At 72.8% G+C, this 16,771-nt stretch carries 10 protein-coding genes; 7 read left to right on the forward strand and 3 right to left on the reverse strand.

What is annotated here, in order from left to right:
• Positions 1-96 precede the first annotated feature (96 nt).
• The gene (locus PKA16_RS11975) at positions 97-1,536 is read right to left on the reverse strand and encodes a protein adenylyltransferase SelO family protein (protein WP_324403459.1); all 1,440 of its coding nucleotides are present in this window, start codon (positions 1,534-1,536) and stop codon (positions 97-99) included.
• A gap of 156 nt (positions 1,537-1,692) precedes the next feature.
• On the opposite strand from PKA16_RS11975, the gene PKA16_RS11980 reads away from it, so the two are divergent.
• A complete protein-coding gene (locus PKA16_RS11980; RefSeq protein WP_324403460.1) occupies positions 1,693-2,337 on the forward strand; it encodes a GNAT family N-acetyltransferase in 645 nt (214 codons plus the stop codon).
• 246 nt (positions 2,338-2,583) lie between these two features.
• Here the strand turns inward: PKA16_RS11980 and PKA16_RS11985 are convergent, their stop codons facing one another.
• Entirely contained in the window at positions 2,584-3,132 is a 549-nt protein-coding gene (locus PKA16_RS11985; protein WP_324403461.1) for a DUF6622 family protein, read from the reverse strand.
• Between the two features lie 269 nt (positions 3,133-3,401).
• On the opposite strand from PKA16_RS11985, the gene PKA16_RS11990 reads away from it, so the two are divergent.
• The 4 genes from PKA16_RS11990 to PKA16_RS12005 all read left to right on the forward strand — a co-directional run bounded on the left by PKA16_RS11990 (position 3,402) and on the right by PKA16_RS12005 (position 13,595).
• The gene (locus PKA16_RS11990) at positions 3,402-4,226 is read left to right on the forward strand and encodes an undecaprenyl-diphosphate phosphatase (protein ID WP_324403480.1); all 825 of its coding nucleotides are present in this window, start codon (positions 3,402-3,404) and stop codon (positions 4,224-4,226) included.
• Between the two features lie 201 nt (positions 4,227-4,427).
• The gene (locus PKA16_RS11995) at positions 4,428-5,732 is read left to right on the forward strand and encodes an efflux RND transporter periplasmic adaptor subunit (RefSeq protein WP_324403462.1); all 1,305 of its coding nucleotides are present in this window, start codon (positions 4,428-4,430) and stop codon (positions 5,730-5,732) included.
• A gap of 69 nt (positions 5,733-5,801) precedes the next feature.
• A complete protein-coding gene (locus tag PKA16_RS12000; protein WP_324403463.1) occupies positions 5,802-9,518 on the forward strand; it encodes an efflux RND transporter permease subunit in 3,717 nt (1,238 codons plus the stop codon).
• A gap of 834 nt (positions 9,519-10,352) precedes the next feature.
• Positions 10,353-13,595, forward strand: coding sequence for an efflux RND transporter permease subunit (locus tag PKA16_RS12005; protein WP_324403464.1), 3,243 nt, complete (start codon positions 10,353-10,355; stop codon positions 13,593-13,595).
• Positions 13,596-13,699: 104 nt separating this feature from the next.
• On the opposite strand, the gene PKA16_RS12010 is transcribed toward PKA16_RS12005, so the two are convergent.
• Entirely contained in the window at positions 13,700-14,089 is a 390-nt protein-coding gene (locus PKA16_RS12010; RefSeq protein WP_324403465.1) for a hypothetical protein, read from the reverse strand.
• Between the two features lie 246 nt (positions 14,090-14,335).
• Between PKA16_RS12010 and PKA16_RS12015 the strand changes: the two genes are divergently transcribed.
• On the forward strand, positions 14,336-15,769 hold the full coding sequence (locus PKA16_RS12015) for an efflux transporter outer membrane subunit (protein ID WP_324403466.1): 1,434 nt from the start codon (positions 14,336-14,338) through the stop codon (positions 15,767-15,769).
• A gap of 46 nt (positions 15,770-15,815) precedes the next feature.
• The gene (locus PKA16_RS12020) at positions 15,816-16,718 is read left to right on the forward strand and encodes a MaoC family dehydratase N-terminal domain-containing protein (RefSeq protein WP_324403467.1); all 903 of its coding nucleotides are present in this window, start codon (positions 15,816-15,818) and stop codon (positions 16,716-16,718) included.
• Positions 16,719-16,771 lie beyond the last annotated feature (53 nt).

Consider the following 16,771-nt stretch of genomic DNA (forward strand, 5'->3'; position numbering starts at 1 on the left):
CGCCCCAGCGCATACCAGGCTGCACGGACCGGTCTGGCCGCCTCATCGGCGGTCAAACTCTACCGCGCTGGTCTGGTCTGAAACATACAAGCGACTTCAAGTGCCGCAGAAGGTCTGCAGCACGCGCTCGGAAGGCTGGGGGGGCTGCGTGTCGCGCGCGTCCGGGGGCGGGCGATCGGGGGCGCGCACGGCGTCGAGTAGCTGCTGGAACGGCTGCAGGTCGCCGGCCTCGGCGGCGGCCAGGGCCTGGTTGACGCGGTGGTTGCGCGGGATGACGATGGGGTTGCTGGCTGCCATGCGGCGCCGCGCCTCGGCGCCGCCGGCTTCGAAGCGGGGGCGCCAGCGCGCGTGCCAGGCGTCGAATTCGGCGCTGGCGTAGAAGGCGTCGCCCGGCAGGGCGGGCGCCATCAGCGCGCGGAAGGCGTTGGTGTAGTCGAGCTGCCAGTCCTTCAGCAGCGCCAGCCACTGGCGGCACAGTTCGGCGTCGCCCGGCGCCGCGTCGACCAGGCCGAGCTTGCCGGCCATCATGCGTTGCCAGGCGGCCTCGAAGCGCGGCCCGAAGCCGTCGAGCACCTCGGTGGCGCGCCGGGCCGCGCGCTCGGCTTCGGTGTCGATGAGCGGCAGCAGGGCTTCGGCCAGGCGGCTCAGGTTCCACAGCGCGATGCCGGGCTGCTGGCCGAAGGCGTAGCGGCCCAGGGTGTCGATGGAGCTGAACACCGTGGCCGGGTCGTACTGGTCCATGAAGGCGCAGGGGCCGTAGTCGATGGTCTCGCCGCTGATCGTCATGTTGTCGGTGTTCATGACGCCGTGAATGAAGCCGACGCGCAGCCAGTGCGTGACGAGCTCGATCTGGCGCTCCATCACGCGCTGCAGCAGCGCCAGCGCGGGGTCGGCGGCGTCGGCGAGATCGGGGTGGCAGCGCGCGATGGCGTGCGCCAGCAGGGCCGGCAGCACCCCGGGCTCGTCGAGCCAGCGCGCGTACTGGAAGCTGCCCACGCGCAGGTGCGAGCGCGCCACGCGCGTGAGGATGGCACCGGGCAGCGGCGTTTCGCGCTGGACCGGCTCGCCCGTGGTCACCACCGCCAGGCTGCGCGTGGTCGGGATGCCCAGCGCGGCCATGGCCTCGCTGATGAGGTATTCGCGCAACACCGGGCCGAGCGCGGCGCGGCCGTCGCCGCCGCGCGAATAGCGCGTGCGCCCGGCACCCTTGAGCACGAGGTCGAAGCGCTGGCCATCGGGCGCGACCTGCTCGCCCAGCAGGATGGCGCGCCCGTCGCCGAGCATGGTGGCGTGGCCGAACTGGTGCCCGGCGTAGGCCTGGGCAATGGGCTCGCTGCCCGGAGGCAGCGCGTTGCCGCCGAACCAGTCGGCGCCGCGCTGGCGCAGCGCCGCCGCGTCCAGCCCCAGGCGCTGCGCCAGCGGCTCGTTGAGCAGCAGCAGCCGCGGTTCGCGCACCGGCACGGGCGCCTGCGCGGAAAACAGCGCCGGCGGCAGGCGGGCGTAGCTGTTGTCGAAACGGAAGCCGGGATCGGGCACGGGTGGAGGCGGGTGGCGCGCGGCGGAATGGCGCGCGGGCCTTTCATGGTATCGGCGCGGCGCGCCGCGTGCAGGCGCGCGCTTGAGCCCCTGGGCGCGCGAGTCAACAATGGACCCGGGCGGCGTCCGTATCGATCGCCCAGCCCGTGTTGCCCCATGCCCTACACCGACGTCGAACTGCGCCCCCTGGCCGATGAGCAGATTGCCGCGGCGGCGCGGCTGCTGGCCGAGGCCATGGCCGACAACCCGACGCATGTGGCGGTCTTCGGCGCACGGCCCGGGCCGCGGCGGCGCCTGCGGCGTTTCTTTCGCGCCATGCTGTCCCACGTGCAACGGCATGGCGTGCTGGTGGGGGCCTGCGAGCGGGACGGCGCCCTGGTCGGGGTGATGGGCGCGCTGCGGCCGGGCGGCTGCCGGTCCGCCGGCCTGCAACGCCTGGCGCTGGGGCTGCGGCTGGTGCTGGGGCTGCGGCTGGCGCTGGGGCTGCGCCCCGACGTCCTGCTGCGCACGCTGCGCTGGCTGCTGGCCTGGCAGGCGCGCGACCCAGCGCGCGCGCACTGGCACCTCGGCCCGCTGGCGGTGCGGCCGGATCGGCGCGGCCAGGGCCTGGGCGCGCGCCTGCTGCAGGACGCGCTGCAGCGTGCCGAGCCCTCCGGCCTGGCCAGCTACCTGGAGACCGACCTGCCGCGCAACGTCGCCTGGTACCGCCGCTGCGGCTTCGAGGTGGTGGCCGAGAGCTCGGTGCTGGGCCTGTCCCACTGGTTCATGCAGCGCGCGCCCCACGCCAGCCGCAACGCGTGAAACGCACGGCCACAGGGTGCGTCCCCGTTCCAGGGGGAGGGCGCAACATCGCGCAGCGCGTGGAGTCGGGCATGGTTCACCCCCAGCGGCCGCACTGCGCTTCGTGCGACCCGAGGCGCATGAAACGACACGGCCCCGGGGGCCGCGGAGCAGGCCATGCGCGGGCACCCGTGGCCGGGGTTTCCCTGGCCACAGGGTGCGTCCCCCTTCCAGGGGGATGGCGCGTAGCGCCACAGGGGGTTCCCTTCAACCACAACGCGCCAGCGGCTGCACCAGGCGCAGCACGGCCCGGGTGCGCGCCGCGAACAGGCCCGACAGCGCGGCGTAGAGCGCCGTCACCACGGTGGCGAAGCCGGCCTGCCGCGCGAGCTGCGGCGCCATCGCCAGTTGCACGCCGATGCCGTATTTCATTAGGAACACGGCCAGGATCAGCAGCATCGGCACCCAGCTTCCCGGCAGCAGCAGGCGCTGGCGCACCGGGTCGAAGCGGGCGCCGCGCGGCGCATGCCAGTGCCAGCCGATCCGCAGCACGGCGCCCGCGCAGAGCAGCCAGAGCAGCAACAGCCCGGGCAGGCGGCCGCTGGCGCCGAAGGCGGACACCGTGCCCCAGAGCGCGAGCGCGGTCATCGCCAGCGGCAGCAGCACGGCCTGGGCCGGCGCGACGGCACGCGTGCGCGCAGACACGAATCCGAGCGCCAGCAGGAAGGCCAGCAACAGCCAGACCCAGGCCGGCGTGTCGCGCAGGATGGGGCCCATGGCCTCGGGGTGCTGGATCAGCAGTTGGTGCAGCAGCATGTCGGATTGCCCGCCTTGTGTTCGAGGATGCGGGGGCGACTGTGGCAGCCGCCGCCCCGGGGCGCCAGCGTGGCGCGACGAACCGTGCCGGGGCGGCGCCAGCTGCGCCTGGCGCCGACGAAATGGAACGTCCCGGCGCGCGCCGGCGGACGGGCACGTGCTGGCCGTTCGCGTTTGTAGAATGCGCGCTTCCAGCTACAAGCTGTGTAGCGCGGGCGGGCTTTGGGCAACGCGGGACAAGTCCGACGCTGCCCTTGAAGGAGTGAATGGTGGACGTGTTGCTGGCGGTCAAGGCCGTGATCCTGGGCGTGGTCGAGGGCCTGACCGAGTTCCTGCCGATTTCCTCCACCGGCCACCTGATCCTGGCCGGCAGCCTGCTGGATTTCACCGGGGCGCGAGCCAAGGTGTTCGAGATCGCGATCCAGACCGGCGCCATCGCGGCCGTGGTGATCGTGTACTGGCACAAGATCCGGGATACCGTGATCGAGCTGCCGCGCAGCGCGGCGGCGCGGCGCTTCGCGCTGAACGTGCTGATCGCCTTCCTGCCGGCGGTGGTGCTGGGCCTGGCGTTCGGCAAGGCGATCCAGGCGCACCTGTTCACGCCCCTGGTGGTGGCCTCCAGCTTCATTCTCGGGGCCTTCGTCATCCTGTGGGCCGAGCGCCGGCCGCAGAGCGCGGCGCGGGTGCACAGCGTCGACGACATGAGCGCCTGGGACGCGCTCAAGGTCGGGCTGGTGCAATGCTTTGCCATGATCCCCGGCACCAGCCGCTCGGGCGCCACCATCATCGGGGGCATGCTGCTCGGGCTGTCGCGCCAGGCGGCGACCGACTTCTCCTTCTTCCTCGCCATCCCGACGCTGATCGGCGCCGGCGTCTACTCGCTCTGGAAGGAGCGCGCGCTGCTGTCGGCGGCCGACCTGCCGCTGTTCGGCATCGGGCTCCTGTTTGCCTTCCTGAGCGCCTGGCTCTGCGTGCGCTGGCTGCTGCGCTATATCGCGCACCACAGCTTCGTGCCGTTCGCCTGGTACCGCATCGGCTTCGGCCTGGTGGTGCTGCTGACCTGGTGGAGCGGCTGGGTCGCCTGGACGGCATGAGGCCGGGCGGGTAGCGCCCGTGCGCCCCGGGCCGGCCGCCCGGCACCGGTCGGCCGGGCACGCCCTCGGGGGGTGCCGGCGGCGCGGCTTTACATTTCTTCAAGCGCCGCTTACGGCAACGGGGCTTCGCACGGCTACGATGCGTGGCTCGACCACCTGCTTTCGACCTTCGCGCGTCGCCCCGGGGCGCGCCCGCCGACCATGCCCGACCAGCCCGCACCCGCGTCAACCCCGCCGCCCCCGGCCGCCCGCCGGCGCTGGCTGGGCGCACTGCTGGCGCTGCTGCTGATCGCGGCCCTGGTGGGCAGTGCGTATTACCTGGTGCAGCGCACCCGGGCGCCCGCCGCCGGCCCGGCTGCCGGCCCGGCCTTTGCGGGGGCCGCCAGCGTGACGGTGGGCGCGGCGCGCGCCGAGGCGGGCACGCTGCCGATCGTCATCGACGCGCTGGGCACGGTGACCCCGCCGGTGACCGCGACCCTGGTGCCGCAGGTCTCGGGCGTGCTGGTCGAGGTGCTGTTCACCGAGGGCCAGGCGGTGAAGAAGGGCCAGGTGCTGGCGCGCATCGATCCGCGCAGCTACGAGCAGGCGCTGGCGCAGGCGCGGGCGCAGACCGCGCGCGACGAGGCGCAGCTCGCCGCCGCGCGCGTGACGCTGGCGCGCTACCAGGAGCTGTGGCAGCAGGACTCGATCGCGCGCCAGACGCTGGACAGCCAGACCGCCCTGGTGCAGCAGCTCGACGCCGCGGTGCAGGCGGATCGCGCCAGCGAGCGCGCGGCGCGCCTGAACCTGGACTTCACGACGCTGCGCGCGCCGGTGGCCGGGCGCATCGGCCTGCGCGCGGTGGACCCGGGCAACCTGGTGAGCAGCGGCACCAGCGGCGGCATCGCGACCATCACCCAGGTCGAACCGATCGACGTCGTGTTCGCGGTGCCGCAGGACCGCGTGCCGGCGGTGCTGGCGGCGCAGCGCGCGGGCGCGCTGCCGGTGGTGGCGCTGGACCGCGCGCGCCAGCAGCGGCTGGCCGAGGGGCGCTTCCTGACGCTGGACAACCAGGTCAACACCAGCACCGGCACGGTGCGCGCCAAGGCGCGCTTCGACAACGCCGATGGCGCGCTGTTCCCGAACCAGTTCGTGAACGCGCGCCTGCAACTGGGCAGCGAGCACGGTGTGCTGGTGCCGGTGACCGCGGTGCGCACCGGCCCGCAGGGCGACTATGTCTACGTGATCGACGAGCAGCAGGTCGCGCACATGCGGCCGGTGACGCGCGGCATGGCGACGGCCGAGCGCGTGCTGATCAGCGCGGGCCTGCAGGCGGGCGATCGCGTGGTGACCGAGGGCGGCGATCGCGTGAAGGACGGCGGCCGGGTGCAGCTCGCGGGCGCGGGCGGCGGCGCGCGCGGGGCGCGGCCGGACGGCGCGGCGGCGCGCCCGGACGCGGCCCCCGGGACAGGCGGGGCGGCCCCGGCGGCGGCCGGTGCCGGCCAGCCGGCCGCGCCACGCCGCTGACCCCCGGGAGCGGCGCGTGCGCGAAACGAGGCCCACGATGACGACAGCCGGGCGCGCCGGCGGCCCGGCATGAACGTCTCGCGCCTGTTCATCCAGCGCCCGGTGGCGACCGCGCTGCTGATGGTGGCGATCGTGCTGGCGGGCCTGGTCGGCCTGCGCTTCCTGCCGCTGGCGGCGCTGCCGCAGGTGGACTATCCGACGATCCAGGTGCAGACCCTGTATCCGGGCGCCAGCCCGGACGTGATGAGCCGCACCGTGACGGCGCCGCTGGAGCGCCAGTTCGGCCAGATGCCGGGCCTGCTGCGCATGAGCAGCGTGAGCAGCGCCGGGGTGTCGATGGTGACGCTGCAGTTCACGCTCGACCTGGACATGGACGCGGCCGAGCAGCAGGTGCAGGCGGCCATGAACGCCGCCGGCACGCTGCTGCCGGCGGACCTGCCGACACCGCCGATCTACGCCAAGGTGAACCCGGCGGACGCACCCATCATGCAGCTGGCCGTCACCTCCGACAGCCTGCCGCTGACCCAGGTGCAGAACATGGTGAACACGCGCCTGGCGCTGAAGATCAGCCAGATCGACGGCGTCGGCCTGGTGACGCTGGCCGGTGGCCAGCGCCCGGCCGTGCGCGTGCAGGGGAACCTGGAGGCGCTGGCCGCCATGGGGCTGGGGCTGGATTCGATCAGCAGCGCCATCAGCGCGGGCAATGCCAGCGGCGCCAAGGGCAGCTTCGACGGGCCGCTGCGCCAGTACAGCATCAACGCCAGCGACCAGCTGATGACGGCGGACGAATACCGCGAGCTGATCGTGGCCTGGGTGGACGGCGCGCCGGTGCGCCTGAAGGACGTGGCCGAGGTGGTCGACGGCGCCGAGAACAACCGCCTGGGCGCCTGGACCGGCATCAAGGCGGCAGAACAGGTCGCGCCCGAGCTGCCGCCCGGCCGCCCGAAGGCGGCGAGCGCCCCCTCGGGGGGCAGCGCAACAGGCGAAGCCGTGGAGCGTGGGGGCCCCTTGCCGCCGCCCGGCCGCCCGAAGGCGGCGAGCGCCCCCTCGGGGGGCAGCGCAACAGGCGAAGCCGTGGAGCGTGGGGGCCTTACGACCCCGCCGCCGGGCCGCCCCAAGGCGGGGTCAGCCCCCTCGGGAGGCAGCGCAACAGGCGAAGCCGTGGAGCGTGGGGGCCTTACGACCCCGCCGCCGGGCCGCCCCAAGGCGGGGTCAGCCCCCTCGGGAGGCAGCGCAACAGGCGCAGCCGTGGAGCGTGGGGGCCTCACGACCCCGCCGCCGGGCCGCCCCAAGGCGGGGTCAGCCCCCTCGGGGGGCAGCGCAACAGGCGCAGCCGTGGAGCGTGGGGGCCTTCTTCTATCACCCGCCATCATCCTGAACGTGCAGCGCCAGCCGGGCGCCAACGTGATCGCCACGGTGGATGCGATCAAGAAGCAGCTGCCCGCGCTCGAGCGCGGCCTGCCGCAGAGCGTGCGGCTGCAGGTGCTGACCGACCGCACGGTGGGCATCCGCGCCTCGGTCGCCCACGTCGAGATGGAGCTGGTGCTGGCGGTGGTGATGGTGGTGCTGGTGATCTTCGCCTTCCTGCACAGCCTGCGCGCCACCCTGATCGCCAGCATCGCGGTGCCGGTGTCGCTGATCGGCACGCTGGCCATCATGTACCTGCTGGGCTATTCGCTCAACAACCTGAGCCTGATGGCGCTGACCATCGCCACCGGCTTCGTCGTCGACGACGCCATCGTGATGATTGAAAACATCGCCCGGCATCGGGAGATGCAGGCGCGCGAGCGCGTCGGCGGCGAAGTCGACGTGGGCGATGTTTCGGCGCAGGCTGTTGTCGGTGCGGCCGACGTGGAGGGCGCGCCAGCGCCCGGCCGCAGCCAAAACATCGCCCGGCATCGGGAACTCGGCAAGTCGCCGCTGCAGGCGGCGCTCGACGGCGCGGGCGAGATCGGCTTCACCATCATCTCGCTCACGGTGTCGCTGATCGCGGTGCTGATCCCGCTGCTGTTCATGCAGGAGGTGATCGGGCGCCTGTTCCGGGAGTTCGCGGTGACGCTGGCGATCACCATCCTGTTCTCGGCCGTGGTGTCGCTGACCCTGGTGCCGATGATGTCGGCGCGCATGCTGGAGCCGCTGGACGCCGTGCAGGGGCGCATCGGGCGCTGGGTCCAGGCGCGGCTGGACTGGATCATCGCGGGCTACGACCGCGGCCTGAGCTGGGTGCTGCGCCACCAGAGCTTCACCCTGCTGGTGGCGCTGGCGACGCTGGCGGTGACGGCGCTGCTCTACGTGCTGATCCCGAAGGACCTGTTCCCGACCCAGAGCACGGGCCAGCTGCAGGGCCAGGTGCAGGCGGCGGCCGACGTCTCGTTCGAGCGCATGTCGGCCTTGCAGGGCGAGGTGGCGCACGTGCTGCTGCGCGACCCCGCGGTGCAGTCGCTGAGCTCGGTGGTGGGCGTGGACGCGGCCAACAACAGCGCGCTGTCCGCCGGCAAGCTGGTGGTCAACCTGCGCCCGCGCGCGCTGTTCGGCGACAGCGAGGCGGCGATCATGCAGCGCCTGCGCGCGCGCGTGGCCGACGAGGTGGCGGGCGTGACGCTGTTCCTGCAACCGACGCAGGACCTGACGATCGACTCCGACAGCGGACCGACGCAGTACCGCTTCGATCTGGAGGGCGTGGACACGCAGCTCATCAACCAGTGGGCGCAGCGGCTCGCCCAGCGCCTGCAGACGGTGCCCGAGCTGCGCCATGCCACCACCAGCGCCGGCGCCACCGGGCCGGCCGCCATGGTGCGGGTCGACCGCGACACCGCCGCGCGCCTCGGCGTGACCGCCAGCAGCCTGGACAACACGCTGTACAACGCCTTCGGCCAGCGCATCGTCTCGACCATCTTCACCGAGACCAACCAGTACCGGGTGATCCTGGAGGCGGCGCCGGGCGATGGCGTCGGCCTGCGCACGCTGGCCGAGCTGCCCGTGCGCACCAGTGGCGGCGGCACGACGCCGCTGTCCTCGTTCGCGCGCATCGTCGAGGAGCCGGCGCCGCTGGTGGTGCAGCGCGTGGGCCAGTACCCGGCGGCGACCGTGGGCTTCGACACGGCGCCGGGCGTGAGCCTGGGCGCCGCCGTGCAGGCGGTGCGCGCCGCGGCGCAGACCGAGGGCCTGCCGGGCGCGATCACGCTGCGCTTCACCGGGGCCTCGGGCGCCTACCAGAGCGCGCTGGCGAACCAGCTCTGGCTGATCCTGGCAGCGGTGGTGTGCGTCTACATCGTGCTGGGCGTGCTCTACGAGAGCTACGTGCACCCGCTCACCATCCTGTCGACGCTGCCCTCGGCCGGCGTCGGCGCGCTGCTGGCGCTGGAGTTCACCGGCCACGCGCTCGACGTGGTCGGCATCATCGGCCTGGTGCTGCTGATCGGCATCGTGAAGAAGAACGCGATCATCATGATCGACTTCGCGATCGAGGCCGAGCGCGCCGGCCAGCCGGCGGTCGAGGCGATCCACCAGGCGGCGCTGCTGCGCTTCCGGCCGATCCTGATGACGACGCTGGCGGCGCTGGCGGCCGCCGTGCCGCTGATGCTGAGCTGGGGCGACGGCGCCGAGCTGCGCCGCCCGCTCGGGGTGTCGATCTTCGGCGGGCTGGTGCTGTCGCAGCTGCTGACGCTGTTCACGACGCCGGTGATCTACCTGTGGTTCGACCGGCTGGGGCAGAAGCTGGGGCGGGGGACTGCGGAGCCGGAGGCCGGGTTGGAGTCGGGGCCGGGGGTGGGGCATGTGGGGTGAGCGGGTTGCTCATGGGCGTGCCCTGACCGTTGGGTGGGTTTGCTGCTGGGCTGGTTCGAGCCTGGTTTTGGGTTTTGGCGTTGTCGGCCGGGATGTGCGCCCGGCAGCGCACCTACTTTTCTTTGCCTCGCCAAAGAAAAGTAGGCAAAAGAAAGGCGACCCCACTGCGCGTGTCCCCTGCGCTGCGCTCCGGGGCAACCTGCGGTGCTCGGTCGCGGGGCGGCTCTGCGGAACTCACTGCGCGCCTGCGGCGCTGCGTTCAGACAACCGCAGTGAGTCAGAGCACGAAGCATGGGCATGCTGCGCTGCCCCTGCCCGCCCCACGCCCTGCGCTCCTCGGCACGCGCAGAGGGGGTGGGAGACACATCCGGGCCGTCGCTGCGCTCGGCCCCAGCCGCCCTCACCCCGACCTTTTCTCGCAGGCAGGAGACGGAGTCGGGGGCCGAGCGCAGCGATGGCCCGTCTCGAACGCCCCTCTGGATGCGCCGAGGAGCGCAGCGGGTGGGGTGAGCGGCTGCACCGCAGGATGCAGACGCGCCCGTTTCTGACTCGCCGCAGTTGTCTGAACGCAGCGCCCGCAGGGCGCGCAGTGAGTTCTGCGGCGCACCCCACCCGCGAGCACCGCAGGTTGCCCGCAGCGAAGCGAAGGGACGCAGCCAGCGGGGTCGCCTTTTCTTTGGTTCCTTTCTTTTGGCGACACAAAAGAAAGGAACTGCGCCGCCGGGCGCATATCCCGGCCTCGGCGGTTTCCATCCAGATATCGCAACCATCAGAACCAACGCCTCGTTTACCCACGACGGATAGTGCCGACGCCCTTCGCGTTGAGGTTGCCCCATGAACCTCTCGCGCCCCTTCATCCAGCGCCCCATCGCCACCGTTCTGCTGACGCTCGGCCTGGCGCTGGCGGGCCTGGGCGCGTACTTCGTGCTGCCGGTGGCGCGCCTGCCGGCGGTGGACTTTCCGGTCATCTTCGTCAGCGCCAGCATGGCGGGCGCGAGCCCGGCCGACATGGCGCGCACGGTGGCGACGCCGCTGGAGCGCACGCTGGGCACGATCTCGGGCGTCAACGAGATGACCAGCTTCAGCAGCACCGGTTCGACCCGCGTCGTGCTGCAGTTCGACCTGAGCCGCAACATCGACAGCGCGGCGCGCGACGTGCAGGCGGCGATCAACGCCGCGCGCATCGACCTGCCGGCCAGCCTGCGCAGCAACCCGACCTACCGCAAGGCGAATCCGGCGGCGCAGCCGTTCATGATCCTGGCGCTGACGTCGCCGACGCGCACGCCCGGGCAGATCTTCGATGCCGTCAACAACATCGTCAGCCAGCGCCTGCTGCAGGTGCCGGGCGTGGGCGACGTGACGCTGGGCGGCGGCTCGCAGCCGGCGGTGCGGGTGGAACTGAACCCGTTTGCGCTGTCGCAGCTGGGCATCGGCAGCGACGACGTGCGCGCGGCGCTGCAGGCCAACAACGCGAACCGGCCCAAGGGCGTGATCGAGGTCGGCGGCGCGGCGGACGGACGCGCGCTGCAGGTGCTGACGCCGGCGCCGAGCCTGCGCGCGGCCGACTACCGCGACCTCGTGATCGCCGTGCGCGACGGCCAGGAGGTGCGCCTGTCGCAGGTCGCGCAGGTGCTCGACAGCGTGCAGGACACGCGCACGCGCGGCATGTTCAACGGCCAGCCGGCGATCGTCGTCAACATCACGCAGCAGCCGGACGCCAACCTGATCCAGACGGCGAACGCCATCGACGCGCTGCTGCCGCAGTTGCGCGAGCAGCTGCCGAGCGACATCGCGCTGCAGGTGGCGATCGACCGCACCGGCTCGGTGCGCGCCTCGGTGCGCGAGGTCGAGATCACGCTGGTGATCGCGGTGCTGCTGGTGACCCTGGTGGTCGGCCTGTTCCTGCGCAACCTGCGCGCGGCGCTGATCCCGGCGGTGGCGACCGTGGTGTCGCTGCTCGGGACCTTCGCCGTCATGTATGCGCTCGGCTTCTCGATCAACAACCTGACCCTGATGGCGCTCACGGTGGCGACCGGCTTCGTGGTGGACGACGCCATCGTGGTGATCGAGAACATCTCGCGCCACCTGGAGCAGGGCGCGCCGCGCCGGCGCGCGGCGCTGCAGGGAGCGCGCGAGGTCGGCTTCACCGTGCTCACCATCAGCGTGTCGCTGGTGGCGGTGTTCATCCCGCTGCTGTTCATGGGGGGCCAGATGGGGCGGCTGTTCCGCGAGTTCGCGGTCACGCTGTCGAGCGCGGTGATGATCTCGCTCGTCATTTCGCTGACCACCACGCCGATGCTGTGCGCGCTGTGGCTGCCGCGCCAGGACGCGCCCGGGGCCGCGGCGGCGCCGCGCCGCAGCCTGCTCGGGCGCCTGCGCGCGCGCCTGGCGCACGCGGCCGGCGCCGGCCAGCAGGCGCTGGTGCGTGCCTATGCGCATGCGCTGGACTGGGCGCTGGCCGCGCCCTGGCTGGTGGTGGCGGTGCTGGCGGTGGTGATCGGGCTCAACGGCTACCTGTTCATGAACATCACCAAGGGCTTCTTCCCCGAGCAGGACAACGGCCAGATCTGGGGCGGCCTGCGGGCCGACCAGAGCATCTCGTCGAGCGCCATGGCCGACAAGCTGCAGCAGGCCGTCGACATCATCCGCGCCGACCCGTCCATGGCCACGGTGGTCGCGTTTGCCGGCGGGCGCTCGTCCAGCGGCGGCTTCCTGTCGGCGGCGCTCAAGCCCGCCGGCGAGCGCCCCAAGGGCGAGTCGACGCGCAGCGTGATCAACCGGCTGCGCCCGCAGCTCGCCCGCATCACCGGCCTGCGCGTGTTCCTCAATCCGGCGCAGGAGCTGCGCATGGGGGGGCGCAGCACCAGTTCGACCTACCAGTACACGCTCAAGGCCGACAACGAGGCCGACCTGAAGACCTGGGTGCTGCGCCTGGCGGCGCGGCTCAAGCAGGACGAGCGCCTGACCGACGTCGACGACGACCAGAGCGACAACGGCGTGGAGACCTACATCGATGTCGATCGTGCCCAGGCCGCCAGCCTGGGCGTGTCGGCAGCCGCCATCAACGCCGCGCTCTACAACGCCTTCGGCCAGCGCGACGTCGCCACCATGTACAGCGACCTGAACCAGTACAGCGTGGTGATGGAGTGGACGCCCGCCGCCGCGCAGTCGCCCGAGTCGCTGAAGGACGTCTACGTGCCGGGGCCGCGGCTGGCGGATGGAGCGGCCGCGGCGGGCGGCAGCGCCGGCTCGGCCAACCCGGCGCTGCGCAGCGCCTCCACCGGGCAGCCGATCTCGCTGGCGCCGAGCGCCATGGTGCCGCTCGCCGCCTTCGCGCGCTTCCGCGAGCGCGCCGTGCCGACGGCGGTGCTGCACGACGGCGGCGAGCTCTCGAGCACGCTGTCGTTCAACCTGGGCGACGGCGTGTCGATCGAGCAGGGGCGCCAGGCCGTGCTGGAGGCGGTGGACGCCATCGGCCTGCCCAACAACGTGCGCGGCGCCTTCAGCGGGGCGGCGGCCGAGGCGCAGCAGACGCAGTCGCAACAGGGCCTGCTGATCGTCGCCGCGATCGTCGTGATCTATCTCGTGCTGGGCATGCTGTACGAGAGCCTGATCCACCCCGTCACCGTGCTCACCACGCTGCCCAGCGCCGGCTTCGGCGCGGTGCTGGCGCTGCTGCTACTGAAGATGGAGTTTTCCGTGATGGCGCTGATCGGGGTCTTCCTGCTGATCGGCATCGTGAAGAAGAACGCCATCCTGATCATCGACTTCGCGCTCGACGCCGAGCGCGCGCGTGGCCTGACGGCGGTGGCCGCGGTGCGCGAGGCCTGCTTGCTGCGCTTCCGGCCGATCCTGATGACGACGCTGGCCGCCGGCCTGGGCGCGCTGCCGCTGGCGATCGGCTTCGGCCAGGGCGCCGAGCTGCGCCAGCCGCTGGGTGTGACCATCGTCGGCGGCCTGATCGCCAGCCAGCTGCTGACATTGCTCACCACGCCCGCCGTCTACGTGCTGCTCGACCGGCTGCGCCGGCGCGGCGCCGGCGAGGCGCAACTGGCGCGCACGCCGGCGCGCGCGTAGCGCGTCCATCCGGCAGGCGCAGGCAGGGCCGGCGTGCCGCGCGCGAACTGCCTGGCCCGGTCGTCGCGTGGGGCCCGGGTGGCAGGCGCTGGCTGGGGCTTGCGTCAGCGCACCCAGACGCCGCCGCGCAGCCACCAGTCGCCGCCGGGGCGGCGCTCCCAGTGGTGGGGCTGCCAGCGGTAGCCGGGCCGCGGGCGCGCGTAGTAGCCCGGCGTCCAGACGTGGCGCCCGCTCGACCAGTTCCAGTAGCCGCTGATCCAGATGGCGCCGGGGTAAGGCACGACCGGGATCACCTCGACGCGCGGCGCCGGCGGCGCGATCGGCGCATAGACCACGTCCGGGCCGACCGCGACCGGCGCGGGGGCCACGACGCAGCCGCCCAGCAGCAGGGCGCCGGCCAGCAGCGTGCCACCGAGCGCGCGCAGGGCGCCACGACGGGTACCGGCGCTGGGCGCATGCGGCCTGGGGGCATGAGACTCGGTGTTTGCAGGCATGCTGCTCTCCTTGCACGTGTGCGACCTCCGCACGTCCTTGTCATTTCAACGCCATGGCCACGGATGCGCCGACCGTCTTTACATTTGTTTGCCCGCGCGCAGGCTCGGCTTGACTCGCGGCGGCGATGCTTCGGAGCCGCGTTGCCGGATTGCCGCATGAACGACCCCATGCGGTCCAGCGTGCTGCCTTAACATGCAACAGCCCGCCGCTCTCCCTGGCGGGCGCGCGCGTACTTCCTGCCCATCGTGACTGCTTCGATCCGCACTTCCCGCAGCGTCCTGGTGCTCGCCGCCAGCCTGCTGCTGGCGGCGTGCAGCCTGGCGCCCGGCACGCCGACGCCGGCCGCGCCGCTGGCCAGCGGCTGGAAGAGCGTGGCACCGCAGGGCTGGGTCAGCACGGCCGAGCACCAGCGCTGGCAGGAAGGTCGGTGGTGGGCCCTGTTCGGTGATGCGGGGCTGGATGCCCTGATGCCGCGGGTCGACATCGGCAACCAGAACCTGGCGCTCGCCGTGGCCCAGGTGGCCCAGGCCGAGGCCCTGCTGCGCCAGGCCCAGGCGCAACTCTGGCCCGACCTGGGCGCGCAGTTGAACGCCGGGCGCAGCGGCCGGCCGGCCCGGGGCTCGGCGTCGCTGGGCCTGACGGCGAGCTGGGCGCCCGATCTCTGGGGGCGCCTGGGCGACGCGGCGCGCGCGCAAGGCGCCAACGTGCAGGCGAGCCAGGCCAACCTCGCGGCGGCGCGGCTGGCGGCACAGGCCAGCCTGGCCCAGGCCTATTTCGGGCTGCGCGAAGCCGATGCCGAGACCGGCCTGCTGGACGAGATCATCGCCGGCTACGAGCGCGCGCTGGCGATCACCGAACACAACTACCAGGTCGGCATTGCGGCGCGCACCGACGTGCTGCAGGCGCAGAGCACGCTGGAAGGCGCGCGCTCCACCCGCGTCGGCCTGCAGCGCAACCGCGACACCCTGGAGCACGCGATCGCGCTGCTGGTGGGCGAGCCGCCGGCGCAGTTCAGCCTGGCGCCAGCGGGCTGGATCGACGCCGTGCCGACGGTGCCGCCCGAGCTGCCGTCCGAGCTGCTGCTGCGCCGCCCGGACGTGGCCGCGGCCGAGCGCGCGGTGGTGGCGGCGAATGCCGGCATCGGCGTGGCGCGGGCGGCCTGGTTCCCGAGCCTGAACCTGAGTGCCGGCGTCGGCGGCGCGGCCGACAACCTGGCGCGCCTGGCGTCGGTGCCCACGCTTACCTGGTCGCTGGGCGCCGCGCTGGCGCAGGCCATCTTCGACGCGGGCGCGCGCGACGCCGCCATCGACCAGGCCATCGCGGCGCACCAGGCGGCGACCGCCAGTTACCGGCAGCGTGCACTTGGCGCCCTGGGCGAGGTGGAAGACCAGCTCACGGCCCTGCAGGCGCTGGCGGCGCAGCTCGAGCACACGCGCGCCGCCGCGGTGGCCGCCGCGGGCGCCGAGCAGCGCATGCTGAACAGCTACCGCGCCGGCATCTCCGGCTACACCGAGGTGGTGAGCGCGCAGGCCAGCGCGCTGGCGGCGCGTCGCTCGGTGATGCAGTTGCAGCTGCAACGCCAGCAGGCGGCGATCGCCCTGATTCAGGCCCTGGGCGGGGGCTGGCAGGCGTCGTGGAGCGGCGCCGAGGGGGCGATCGCCACGTCGTCATCCAGTTGACAGCCAAGTCTTGCGGCTGCCTGCGATTGCCGCGATGATGCGCCGCATGAGCCATGATTCTCCTGCTGCGACTGCCCTGGATGCAACCGCCGTGACCCGTCTGCAGCAGTGGGTCGGGCGCACCGAAACGCTCGATGATCTGGTCTGCGCGGCCCCGCTGCGCGGCCTGGCCGCCACGCTGGACCGCGACGACGCACCGCCGATCGCGGGCGCGCCGGTGCCGCCGCTGTGGCATTGGTTGTTCTTCCTGCCGCAGGCCCGGCAGGGCGAAATCGGCCCCGACGGCCACCCCCGGCGCGGCGGTTTCCTGCCCCCGGTGCCGCTGCCGCGGCGCATGTGGGCGGGCGGACGGCTGCGCTGGGAAGGCGCCAATCACCTGCGGGTCGGGCAGATGGTGCAGCGGGTTTCGACCATCCGCAGCGTCTCGCACAAGAGCGGGCGCTCGGGCGACCTGGTGTTCGTGCTGGTCGAGCACCGCTTCGGCAACGAGGCGGGCCTGGCACTGACCGAAGAGCACGACATCGTCTACCGCGCGGCCGCGCGACCCGGCGATCCGGCGCCGCCGCCGCAGAAGCCGCCGCTGGCGGGCCAGGCCGCCTGGTCGCGCGCCATCATGCCCGATCCGGTGCTGCTGTTTCGCTATTCGGCCCTGACCTTCAACGGCCATCGGATCCACTACGACCGCAGCTACGTCACCCAGGAGGAGGGCTACCCGGGCCTGGTGGTGCACGGTCCGCTGCTCGCCACCCTGCTGATGGACCTGCTGCGCCGCGAGTTGCCCCAGGCCCGGGTGGCGAGCCTCGAGTTCCGCGCCGTGCGGCCCACGTTCGACCTGCATCCCTTCACCGTGCATGGCAAGCCGTCCGACGATGGCAGGACCGTGGCGCTGTGGGCCCAGGATCATGAGGGCTGGCTTACCATGCACGCGAGCGTCGAGCTGGTGCCTTGAGCCGGCCGCTTCGTCGCCATGTGCCTCCTCCTACCTACCTTCCTTCCATCCCC

Origin of the sequence: Ottowia sp. (assembly GCF_035325765.1) — a bacterium.
Taxonomy (GTDB): domain Bacteria; phylum Pseudomonadota; class Gammaproteobacteria; order Burkholderiales; family Burkholderiaceae_C; genus Ottowia.